The 6,916-nt window shown below is 66.8% G+C and carries 6 protein-coding genes; 2 read left to right on the top strand and 4 right to left on the bottom strand.

The window, feature by feature from the left end:
* On the bottom strand, nucleotides 1–2,286 hold a 2,286-nt coding region (locus SR3_RS02000), incomplete at its 3' end, for an ATP-dependent DNA helicase (protein WP_068080142.1).
* A 197-nt stretch (nucleotides 2,287–2,483) separates the two neighbouring features.
* Nucleotides 2,484–2,630, bottom strand: a complete 147-nt coding sequence (locus tag SR3_RS31070; RefSeq protein WP_157098585.1) for a hypothetical protein — start codon at nucleotides 2,628–2,630, stop codon at nucleotides 2,484–2,486.
* Nucleotides 2,631–2,797: 167 nt separating this feature from the next.
* On the opposite strand from SR3_RS31070, the gene SR3_RS01995 reads away from it, so the two are divergent.
* Complete coding sequence (locus SR3_RS01995; protein ID WP_068080140.1) at nucleotides 2,798–4,411, top strand: lysine--tRNA ligase; 1,614 nt, start codon at nucleotides 2,798–2,800, stop codon at nucleotides 4,409–4,411.
* A gap of 21 nt (nucleotides 4,412–4,432) precedes the next feature.
* Complete coding sequence (locus SR3_RS01990) at nucleotides 4,433–4,963, top strand: DUF1003 domain-containing protein (RefSeq protein ID WP_068080138.1); 531 nt, start codon at nucleotides 4,433–4,435, stop codon at nucleotides 4,961–4,963.
* A gap of 273 nt (nucleotides 4,964–5,236) precedes the next feature.
* On the opposite strand, the gene SR3_RS01985 is transcribed toward SR3_RS01990, so the two are convergent.
* Both SR3_RS01985 and SR3_RS32330 read right to left on the bottom strand, forming a co-directional pair.
* Nucleotides 5,237–5,953: a prolyl hydroxylase family protein gene (locus SR3_RS01985; protein WP_068080136.1), complete on the bottom strand. Its 717-nt coding sequence runs from the start codon at nucleotides 5,951–5,953 to the stop codon at nucleotides 5,237–5,239.
* Between the two features lie 204 nt (nucleotides 5,954–6,157).
* Nucleotides 6,158–6,916: RcnB family protein (locus SR3_RS32330; RefSeq protein ID WP_245653720.1), on the bottom strand; the 759-nt coding region annotated here is incomplete at its 5' end.

The raw sequence follows: 6,916 nt of genomic DNA, 5'->3' as shown, positions 1-6,916 counted from the left end.
CAGGCCGCCGCGCGCGAGCCGGTCGGCGATGCGGCCATGGACAGCGCGCAGCCGGCGGATCGCGGTGAAGAGGCCCAGAACGCCGCCGCTGCTCGCCTCGATCAGGCGGCCATAGGCGGCGGCGAGTGCCGGGATGTCGCCGCGCGGCACATCGTTGACGATCAGCACCTCGGCCTGATTGGCGTAGTCGAAGGGGCTGTCGAAAGCGGCGGTTCTGGTGGGGCTGTCGAGATGTGCGGCGCCGGAGCGGGCGAGAGCCGTGTCCCAATCGTCGCCTGCATCGGAGCGGTCGCGCAGGGTAGCGCTGGTCAGCATCACGCCATGCGCGCCGTTGAGCACGGTGGAGGCGAAGGGGCGGGTTGGATCGAGCCAGTGGCGGTGCAGCCCCATATCGAACTCGCGCCCGTCGGAGCGTTCCAGCGCCAGCCAGTCGACGAAATCGGGGCCATCCATGGCCTCTCCGCCGACACGGGCCAGCAGGGCCTCCCACGCGCCGATCAGATCGACGCGCCAGCCCAGCGATTGCCGCGCGCCCTCGATCCGCGCGCGGCCTTGCCCATCGAGCCAGTCGGGCGGATCGGCGAGGATGGCTTCGAGGCGCAAACCAAGCTGGATCAGCGGGCGGCGCAGCTCGGCCAGCGCCTGTCCGGCGTTTTGCGCGGCCTCGATAAAGGGGCCGTCCAGCCCGGCGGCCTCGGTTTCCAGACCATAGCCGCCTTCCTGCCCGCCGCTTTCGTCGCGGGCATAGACGGTAGCGCGCACGGCGGCGAACAGCTCCTCCAGCGGGCCGGAGGGCTGGCCCTCCACCACGCGGGCCAGCCAGCCGTCGCCATTGAGCGCCTCGGCGGCGGCGCGGGCCTGGGTGATCGCCTGAGCGCCCGCCTCATCATAGGAGGCGACATCGGCAAGGCGCGCGGACAAGCCACGACGACGGCCCTTGGAGCCCTTTTCCGGGCCGATCACCCAGCGGCGCAGTTCGATGGCCTCGCTGCCGGTGAGTTCGGCGGCGAAGGTGCTGTCGGCGGCCTCGAAGATGTGGTGGCCTTCGTCGAAGACGATGCGGGTGGGGCGCTGGGCGACATCGCGGCCACGCGCGGCGTTCACCATCACCAGCGCGTGGTTGGCGATAACCAGCTCGGCCTCGGCGCTGGCGCGGGCGGCGCGCTCGATGAAGCATTTGCGGTAGTGGGGGCAACCGGCATAGACGCATTCGCCGCGCCGGTCGGTCAGCGCCGCCACGCCGCGGTTGCGGAACAGGGTGGGCAGCCAGCCGGGCAGGTCGCCGCCGATCATGTCGCCATCGGCGCTGTAGGCGGCCCAGCGGGCGACCAGTTGGGCCATGATCCCGGCGCGCGCCTGAAAGCCGCCTTGCAGCGCGTCCTCAAGGTTGAGGAGGCACAGGTAGTTCTCACGCCCCTTGCGCACCACAACGCGGGCCGGGCCGGGTGCGGGGGCCCAGATCCGCGCCGCCTCGCGCCGCAGCTGGCGTTGCAGCGCCTTGGTGTAGGTGCTGACCCAGACCGTGCCGCCCGAGGCCTGCGCCCACAGCGAGGCCGGGGTGAGATAGCCCAGCGTCTTGCCAGTGCCGGTGCCCGCCTCGGCCAGCAGCATGTGCGGCGCATCGCGCGCGGGGCGGGGGGCGAAGATATGGCCGCTGGCCTGTGCGTAATCGCGTTGGGCGATGCGTGGCTCTGCGCCGGTTTCGCTCAGGGCTCCGGTGATTTCGGCGAGGCGCAGCGTGATGGCTTCGGGCGGAAGGTTGATCTGCGCGGGCTGGGGGCGGGGGGCGGCCTCCTCCCACTCGGGCAGGCGGGTGAAGAGCCAGCGCTCGGCCCGGCCCGGATTGGCGATGCGCGCCGAGAGCAGCGTGGCCCATGGCCAGCGCAGGCGGATCAGCGCCTGCAGGCCGGTCCATGCGCCTTCGCGCTCGGCCCAGTCGGGGCTTTCGCAGCGCTCCAGCAGGATGGTGGCGGCCTGTTGCAGCAGGGCGGGGACGGCCTCGTCGCTGTCCGGCTCGGTGAGGCCCAGCGCATGGGCCAGGCCTTTGGGCGTGGGGACCATAAAGCGCGCGGGATGGACGAAGGCGAACAGCTCCAGCAGATCGAGGCCGGAGAGATCGGGATAGCCCAGCCGCGTCGCCACCAGCGGCGCATTGAGCATCAGCAGCGGCGTGTCTGCCGCCGTGACGATGGCCTCGCCCTTGCCGACCAGCCGGGTCGCCTCACGCTCGCGAAGCCAGCAGCCGGAATGGCTGGCATGCAGGGCGGGTAGGGCGCGTGTTTCCATAGTGTTCCAGCGCATAGAGCATCATGCGAAAAAGTGGGAACCGGTTTTTCGCAAAAATGATGCGATACCAAAATTCAGCATCATGCGAAAAAGTGGGAACCGGTTTTTCGCAAAAAATGATGCGCCAGCAAAAACTGCGTTGGGGCACGGCTGGAGCAAGGGGTTTGCGTGCGCGCGGCGGTGGGAAAGCCTGCGCTTCAGCCGAAAAGGATGCGTTCCAGCAAGGAGAGCGGGCGCGGCATCGAGCGGATCGGCCCATGCAGGCGCAGCCGGTCGCACGGGTTCATGGGGAGCCGGAAGGTCACGGGCGCGGGGGCGGTGGGGGTAACGGAGTCGGGTGTCATGGCACTCTCCGAAAAAGGCGGCGAGGGGAGGATGCAACGCGCCGCTTGTCGAGAGATTAACGAAACCTTCCGCATCTGTCCCAGGGGATATTTACGGTCATGCGAAATGCGGCATGTCGGCCAGTTGGGGCTTGCGAAATCCGCGCGTGCGGGCAAAAGCGCGGGCTATGACTGACACCGATCTCCAGACCGCCGCCCAGACATCCAAGGCATGGCCCTTCGAAGAGGCCCGCAAGCTGCTCAAGCGCTATCCGCAGGGCAAGGCGAAAGACGGTCAGGATGTGCCGGTGCTGTTCGAGACCGGCTATGGTCCCAGCGGTCTGCCGCATATCGGCACCTTTCAGGAGGTGCTGCGCACGACTCTGGTGCGCCGCGCCTATGAGGTGCTGACCGGCAAGCCCACCCGTCTGGTGGCCTTCTCCGACGATATGGACGGCCTGCGCAAGGTGCCCGACAATGTGCCCAACAAGGAGATGCTGGCCGAGCATCTGGGCAAGCCGCTGAGCCGCATCCCCGATCCCTTCGGCACGCATGAGAGCTTCGCCCATCACAACAATGCGATGCTGCGCGCCTTCCTCGACCAGTTCGGCTTCGATTACGAGTTCGTCTCGGCCAGCGACCGCTACAATGCGGGCGAGTTCGACGAGGCCCTGCGCGGCGTGCTGCGCAATTTCGACAAGATCATGGGCATCATGCTGCCCACCCTGCGCGAGGAGCGTCGCAAGACCTATTCGCCGATCCTGCCGGTCAGCCCCAAGAGCGGCGTGGTGCTTCAGGTGCCCATCGAGGTGGTGGATGCCGAGGCCGGCCTGATCCGTTTCGAGGATGAGGGCGAGAGCGTCGAACTCTGCATCTTCAAGGGCCATGCCAAGCTGCAGTGGAAGGTCGACTGGGCCATGCGCTGGGTGGCGCTGGGCGTCGATTACGAAATGTGCGGCAAGGATCTGACCGACAGCGTGACCCAGAGCGGCAAGATCGCCAGCGTGCTGGGCGGCCGCAAGCCCGAAGGGCTGATCTACGAGCTGTTCCTCGATGAGAATGGCGAGAAGATCTCCAAATCCAAGGGCAACGGCCTCACCATCGAGCAGTGGCTGACCTATGGCAGCGAGGAATCGCTGGGCTTCTACCTCTTCCGCGAGCCCAAGAGCGCCAAGAGCCTGCACCCAGGCATCATCGGCCGCGCGGTGGACGAATACTGGCAGTTCCGCGAGAAAATCCCCACCCAGCCCATCGAGCAGCAACTGGGCAACCCCGTGTGGCACCTGCTGCGCACCAATGGCGCCAGCGCTGGCGGCGAGGGTGACAAGCTGCCGGTGACCTATGGCCTGCTGCTCAATCTGGTGGGCGTGCTGGGTGCCAATGCCACGCGCGATCAGGTCTGGTCCTACCTCGCCAACTATGTCGAGGATGCCACGCCCGAGGCGCACCCCGCGCTCGATACGCTGGTGACCTGCGCGCTGGCCTACAACCGCGACTTTATCGCCCCCACGCTTAACCGCCGCGCGCCCGAGAATGGCGAAGTGGCCGCTCTCACTGCGCTGGACGAGGAACTGGCCGCCACCAGCGACGATGCCACGGCGGAGGAGCTGCAGAACATCGTCTATGAGATCGGCAAGGATCCGCATTACGGTTTCGAAAGCCTGCGCGACTGGTTCAAGGCGCTGTATGAAACGCTGCTGGGCTCGTCCGCCGGGCCGCGCATGGGATCGTTTATCGCGCTCTATGGTATCGAGAACACGCGCAAGCTGATCGCTCAGGCTTTGGAGAGCGCCAAGGTCTGATCACCACGAGAGAGGCGGCCCATGAAGCTCAACAATACGCCAGAGGCGATTGCCGAAAAGCTGCTGGGCCGCCCTTTCGATCAGCTCGACGAGGATGAGCAGTATGTGCTGCGCCATGTCCTCTCGCGCGATGTCAGCCTTGAGGATGACGAGACACAGGCCGCCAAGGCCAGCTTCGGGGACCGGCTGGCCGACCGCGTGGCGAAAGTCGGCGGCAGCTGGGGTTTCATCATCTGGTTTATGGTCACGCTGCTGGGCTGGATGCTGCTCAACAGCCCGCTGGTCTCTGGCTGGATGCGCCAGTGGGATCCATACCCCTACATCTTCCTCAACCTGATGCTCTCCATGCTGGCGGCGGTGCAGGCCCCTGTCATCATGATGAGCCAGAACCGCCAGAGCGCCCGCGACCGGATCTACAACCGCCACGATTACGAGATCAATCTGCGCACCACCATCGAGATCGTCCGCCTGCATCGCAAGATCGACAGGCTGACGGGGAAGGTGGAGCGTCTGATGCATCCGGGGGAGCATAAGAAGGGCGTGAAGGAATAAGGGGGAAATGCGAGGGCCATCGCCCTCGCGCTCCCTTTAGTGTCCACGTTGTGAACAGGGTTCGGCCTTGCGCCCAGCTTGCCGCGCCGCAGGCTTTAACCGCGGCCGCACCACCTACCCTCAGAGGGTGACCTGCCTGCGGCGCTCCAGCTCGCGCGGATGGAGCGTTTGGGCGCAACGACCGGGAACCGCTGCCCTTGCGTCGGAAGACGGAATGGGAGCGCGAGGGGGTAACCCCCTCGCATCGTCTTTCCTTGAAACCCCTTGAAACCCTTACCCCGGCAACCCGGCCCAGTTCCGCGTCCGATACCATTTGGTGATCACATGCTTGCACCCCCGCACCACCGGCAGGGCGGCATGCAAAGTGTAATGATTGGGCGTCCCGTCGATGTTGGCGTTGTTCCAGGCCAGCAGCATGCCCTGTCGTGGCGTGGCGGTCAGGCCGACGCGCTCGAAAACGGTCTCGCCCCCTTCCTCCACATCGTTGAGGTAGATCATCGCCGTCCAGCTGCGCTGCCCGCCCCGGCTGCGCTCGCCGGGCCAATAGGCGCCCTTGGTCGAGAAGAAATCGTAATGCGCCTTGAACTGCTGGCCGGGCTGGTAACGCTGCCCCTGCATCGTCTCGCCATAGGCCGAGGGGATGCCGAGCAGATCGTCGATCCGCCGCTCGATCATCATCACGAAGGGGTCGAAGCGGTCGACATCGCCCGAATAGCTGGTGCGGATCGAGGCATCGTGATCGGCGTCATAGGTGGAGGAGGGCTCGGCGATCTGGTCCACCATCCCGACGATGTGCGCGCATTCGTCGGGCATCAGGAAATCGGTGACGGTGACGATCTCGGCCTGATGCACCGGGGCGTGCCACACGGTGGGGTCCAGCGCCAGCCGCGCCCGCACCGCGCCGCCCAGCTTTTCCAGCGCGGATTTATCGACCACGGGCCCCACGTCGGGGAAGGCACTCGCGATGGGGGCGGCTGGTGCTGTGCTCATCGGGCTCCGACTTCGCTGTTCGTTGCGCCAAAGGTTGCGTAGCGGTTTGCCTGTCGCAATTTGGGGTGAGCGTCAACGGTTCCTGCTGCTCAAGCGAGGTTTGACCGGGGCGGACTCAAGGCGGGCCGTGATCGGCACGCAAGAACCCCGCCTGCGCCAGTGGTCGGGCTCAGGCGGGGTTCAGCTTGGTTGCGCGGCTTTGCGTTAGAGGAAGAAGCCGTAGAGCACATCGACGACCTGGCCGGTGTAGGTGTCCACCAGCACGGCGTCATTGTAGTAGCGCACCCACTCATAGGGCTCGTAGGCCGGGGGCAGGCGATAGGCGTAAGGGTCGCTCAGCACATAAGTTGAGCCGAAGAACATCCGGTCCAGCGTAAAGCCGATGCCGAGGCGGCGATAGGCATAGCCGCTGTAGGGCGGGCGATAGCGGCCCATCCGGAAGACATCGCGGTGCATATCGCGCCATGCCGACCAGTTGTAGCGGTTGTCATTGCGCCAGCCATTGTTCCAGCCGCCGCCGGGGCGACCGGGGCCATTGAAACCGGGCCCGCCGGGACGACCGGGCTGGTTGTAGCCCGGACCACCGGGGCGGCCATTGTAGCCGGGGGCGCCGGGACGGCCGTTGTAGCTGGGCCCGCCGGGGCGACCGGGATTGTTGAAATCGGGCCCGCCGGGGCGGCCACCGTCGAAACCGGGGCGGCCTTGTTGGTTGAAGCCCCCGCGATTGTCGGGGCCACGATCCGGTCCACGGTTTTCAGGGCCGCGCTGGAAATTGCCGCCGCCATTGCCGTTAAAGCCGGGGCGCTGACCGTTCCACTGGCCGCCGCCGGGATTGCCGCCGGGGCCGCGCTGGAAATTGCCACCGCCCGGATTGCCGGGCTGGGGCGCAGGGCGCGGCGCTGCCTGAGGGGCTGCCTGTCCGCCACCGTTGAAGCCGCCACGCGGGCCGCCGCCGGGCGCTCC

This window comes from Novosphingobium rosa NBRC 15208 (assembly GCF_001598555.1).
Taxonomy (GTDB): domain Bacteria; phylum Pseudomonadota; class Alphaproteobacteria; order Sphingomonadales; family Sphingomonadaceae; genus Novosphingobium; species Novosphingobium rosa.
Note: the sequence above shows the minus strand (reverse complement) of the source record. Positions and strands in the feature narration are given on the sequence as shown.

Excerpts from the sequence above, each read along its gene's own strand:
- SR3_RS31070 (WP_157098585.1), bottom strand. The coding sequence starts at position 2,630 with ATGACACCCGACTCCGTTACCCCCACCGCCCCCGCGCCCGTGACCTTC.
- SR3_RS01995 (WP_068080140.1), top strand. The coding sequence starts at position 2,798 with ATGACTGACACCGATCTCCAGACCGCCGCCCAGACATCCAAGGCATGG.
- SR3_RS01990 (WP_068080138.1), top strand. The coding sequence starts at position 4,433 with ATGAAGCTCAACAATACGCCAGAGGCGATTGCCGAAAAGCTGCTGGGC.
- SR3_RS01985 (WP_068080136.1), bottom strand. The coding sequence starts at position 5,953 with ATGAGCACAGCACCAGCCGCCCCCATCGCGAGTGCCTTCCCCGACGTG.